The organism is Streptomyces tricolor (assembly GCF_002155905.1).
Lineage (GTDB): Bacteria > Actinomycetota > Actinomycetes > Streptomycetales > Streptomycetaceae > Streptomyces > Streptomyces tricolor.
Genome location: NZ_MUMF01000854.1, coordinates 1 through 3,368, shown reverse-complemented (window position 1 = coordinate 3,368; position 3,368 = coordinate 1). Strand labels below are relative to the sequence as shown.

Sequence of the window (3,368 nt, the reverse complement as noted above, 5' to 3'; positions counted from 1 at the left end):
CCCCGGCGGGCGGGGAAGGGGCGCCGGGGAACGGCGGCGCCCGGTGCACCGACGTGGGGACGGACCCACCGACCCGGCGGGGTGCCGGGCGGGTCCGGAGCGGGGACCGTTCCCCGCCCACGACGACCGCGGCGGGGTCCGCCCGGTGGGGAAGCCCCAGCGCTGGGTCCTTCCCCCGCGCCGCACGCGGAGTTCCCCGGGGACGTCGCCGGGGACGGTTCCCCGCCCGCCAACGCGACCGGCCCCGGACCGTTCGGTCCGGGGCCGGCGGTGGGCTCGGGGTGCTCTAGAAGAGAGCGTCTTGGTGCGCGCCGGACGGGTTGCCGGCGGCCAGCGCGGCGGCGATGGCCTGGTCCAGGTCCTCGGGACTGGCGGCGGCGATGGCGGCCTGGACCGCCCGCGCCCGGCCCGCCGCGCCGCGTACGTCGGCCAGCGCATGGCCCGTCAACCTGCGACGACTCGCGGCGTCGCGGTTGTTGTCGCCCCTCGTACCGAGCAGCCAGTGCGCCGGGTTCTGGCACGGCGGCTCGTCACACCGGTGCCTGACCACCATCCCGCGGGGCACGGAGACGGGCCCGTGGGCGAGCCGGTAGCCGAACAGATGGGCGGGCACAGTGCCGCGCCGGGTCCGGCCGGGGAGGGACACGGCGCGGAAGGTGGCGTGCCCGGTGTCGGTCAGCCCGCCGGTCCACCACCAGCACTCGTCCGGGCCGCGCCGCAGGACGTGGCTCCAGTACCGGGCGACGGTTTCCCCTTCGGCGAGCAGCTCCGCCCAGGGCACCCCTTCCCCAGTCGCGGTGGGTTCGGGCTCCCCGCCGGGTTCCCCACGGTCGGGGTCGAAGGGGCGGGGAACGGTGGTGTCTTCCCCACCCGCCGGACGGGGAACGGTGGCGCCGGAACCGGGGGCGGCTTCCCCGGCCGGGGGCCTCATCCGTGCCCCCGTGGGGACGGCCCGGGGAACGGGGACGGGGGTTCGTGCCCCACGCGGTCGTGGGGACGCTGGGGCTCGCGCCCCACTGCACCGTTGCTGTGCGTGATCGCCGGGGCGGTCACCCCGGCGTCCGGGGGGACCTCGACGTCGGCGTGGCGTCCCCGGTCTGCGCCGGTGCTTCCCCGTCCCCGGCTGGGGACGTGCCCCATGTCCGAGGCGTCCCCGGGCGGGCCAGCGTCGGCGGCCGGCGCGGGCCACTCGTCCTCGACCAGGTCGTCGTCGCCGGGTCCGCCTTGGGCGGCCAGCTCGGCGGTCGCCTCTACGTCGATCTCACCGGTGCCGTGGCAGACGATCTCGGCGCCGTCCTCGTCGACCTCGCTGTAGCCGGGGAGCGTGTCGTCGTGGTCTGGGTCGCCGGTGCCGTAGGTGCGCCGGGTGCAGCCGGGTGCGGTGCAGCGCCAGACCTTCTCGCCCTCCACTTCGATCCGCTCCGTAGCTGCCGAGCACTGCGGGCACGGCGGCGTGAGGTGCATCACAGACCCCCCGGAAGGGCGGGCGCCTAGGCGGGCAGCACCGGTGCCCTCGCAGTGTGCGCACGTCGCGTTGCCGTCGCTGTGCGCGTTGCGCGCGGTGGCCAGCTCGCGCTTGACCAGCTCGGCTAGCCACGCCAGCTGACCGGCCTGCAGCGGGACCGGCGCCGGGGCGCCCGGGTCCTCCTCCGTACCGAACTGCAGCGGGAGCGGCTCGGCGCCGGCTGGGTCGGTGGGGTACTCCGAGGCCAGCCGGGCGGGCGACCGGGCCAGCTGCTCGCTCGCTTCGCGGGCGCCGCTCATGCCTCTGCCTCCGCTCGTTCGGCGATCTCCTCCGGCAGCAGCCACATGTGCCCCCACGGGTCCGGCTCGATGACCGGGCGGCCGTGGGCGCGGTCGCGCAGCCGCTCGCGGCGGCGCTCCTGGACGTAGCCGCGGCACAGCTGCGTGTCGTGGTCGCTGGTGCGCCAGCCGGACGCGGTCGCGCACCACGCGCAGTGCGGGTGTCGGGTGAGGCGTCGGTGGGCGGCGACGGCGAGCAGGGCGGCGGCTGCTCCGAGCAGCGCTCCGATGGTCAGCTGGATCACGTTGAGTCTCCGTTCGCGGTGGGCCGGGCGTTGGCGGCGAGGAATGCACCGGCGGCTGCGGCGGCCTCCTGGCTGGTGTCGTAGGTGACCTTGTCCCCCGCGTCCTCGTGGCGGCCGTTGGCGGCCTGGGCGATCCACCACCAGCCGCCGTCCTCGGGGTGCCATTCGATGCGGGCGTTCCCACCGAAGGCGTTGAACTCGATGGGCTCCTTGTTCGCGTGCGAGTTGATGGCGACGACTGCGCCGGGCCACTTCTTGCGCGCGGCCTGGCGGGAGATCCCCCACGCTGCGCCCAGCTCCGGGTAGCCGACGCCCCCCGCGCCGGCGCCGCGGGCGTACTCCTCGTTCATGGCCTCGGCCTCGTCCCGCGCCACGCGCAGGGCGCGGAGCATGGCCAGCTTCCAGTCCGGGGTGCTGCGCACCGGGAGTTCCTCGTGCGCTGCGCCGGGGCTGGTGTCGCGTACAGAGATGCCGTCAGCGAAGGAGGCGACGACACCCCGGAGCCGCTTGCGGAACTGCTGCAGTTGCTCGTCGGTGGGTTCGGTCCAGGCGGGATCGAGCGGGGTCATGAACGCCTCCAGGTCGAAGGCGGCTTTGCGGTCCGTCACATGGACAATTCTAGTTGCGGGGAAGCTAAGTTGTCAGGGAAACCGAAGTTGTCGTCAGGGGAACTTCAGGTGCTGCCGCGAGGTCACCCAAATTTGGGTGACCGCCCCCCAAAGGGCTTGTTATCAGCGCGTTGCCACCTGCGGCGGCGTGGCTGTACGGACGACGGGGCGGGCAGATATGACAAGGGACGTCAATCTGGGCGAGGTGGTGGGGGTGAACGCGGTGTGGCCGCTGACCCGGTCTCCTGTCGGCACGCGGCGGGCCTGGCGCAAGCGCGAGGAACTGCAGCGGCGGCTGAACGGAGAGTACGGGCCGGAGTGGTGGGAGGTCGCGCCCGCGTTCGTCGCGGTCCTCGCTGCGGTCGCCTTACCCCTGGCCGGTCTCGGCTGGCTGTGGTCCCGGGTCGGCTGGTGGGCGGCGCTGCTCGCGGCGGCGGCCCTCGCGTACGCGGTACGGGCTGCGGTGCGCCAGGGCCGGGCCGCGCTCGCGCGGCGTCGGCGGCGGGCGAAGTGCTTCTCCCTCGCCGCCATCGACACTGCCGACGATCGCGCCTTCCGGGCGATCGTCGGGCGGCTGCTGCTGCGCGACGGCTGGAAGCATGTCCGCGGCGTGCGCATCAGCCGGGAGGTGGTGCACCTGGTGGGCAACGGGCCGGACGGGCGGCAGCTCGGCGTGGCCTTCGAGCGCGGCATCGAGCGGGCGGGGCGGGGG

At 75.0% G+C, this 3,368-nt stretch carries 5 protein-coding genes; 1 reads left to right on the top strand and 4 read right to left on the bottom strand.

The window, feature by feature from the left end; all coding sequences use genetic code 11:
- Positions 1–286: 286 nt before the first annotated feature.
- The 4 genes from CCN44_RS40740 to CCN44_RS40720 all read right to left on the bottom strand — a co-directional run bounded on the left by CCN44_RS40740 (position 287) and on the right by CCN44_RS40720 (position 2,656).
- The gene (locus tag CCN44_RS40740) at positions 287–781 is read right to left on the bottom strand and encodes an HNH endonuclease family protein (RefSeq protein WP_086704215.1); all 495 of its coding nucleotides are present in this window, start codon (positions 779–781) and stop codon (positions 287–289) included.
- Between the two features lie 146 nt (positions 782–927).
- Positions 928–1,764 carry a hypothetical protein gene (locus CCN44_RS47035; RefSeq protein ID WP_237482937.1) on the bottom strand — a complete coding sequence of 279 codons (837 nt, stop codon included), beginning with the start codon at positions 1,762–1,764 and terminating at the stop codon, positions 928–930.
- A complete protein-coding gene (locus tag CCN44_RS40725) occupies positions 1,761–2,048 on the bottom strand; it encodes a hypothetical protein (protein ID WP_086704212.1) in 288 nt (95 codons plus the stop codon). Before CCN44_RS40725 ends, CCN44_RS47035 begins: the two co-directional genes overlap by 4 nt.
- On the bottom strand, positions 2,045–2,656 hold the full coding sequence (locus CCN44_RS40720; protein ID WP_086704210.1) for a hypothetical protein: 612 nt from the start codon (positions 2,654–2,656) through the stop codon (positions 2,045–2,047). Before CCN44_RS40720 ends, CCN44_RS40725 begins: the two co-directional genes overlap by 4 nt.
- Positions 2,657–2,834: 178 nt before the next feature.
- On the opposite strand from CCN44_RS40720, the gene CCN44_RS40715 reads away from it, so the two are divergent.
- The coding region (locus tag CCN44_RS40715) for a hypothetical protein (RefSeq protein ID WP_244204053.1) at positions 2,835–3,368 on the top strand (534 nt) is incomplete at its 3' end.

What these genes read in the sequence shown, in the direction of transcription:
- CCN44_RS47035 (WP_237482937.1), bottom strand. Translation starts at nt 1,764, where the DNA reads ATGAGCGGCGCCCGCGAAGCGAGCGAGCAGCTGGCCCGGTCGCCCGCC.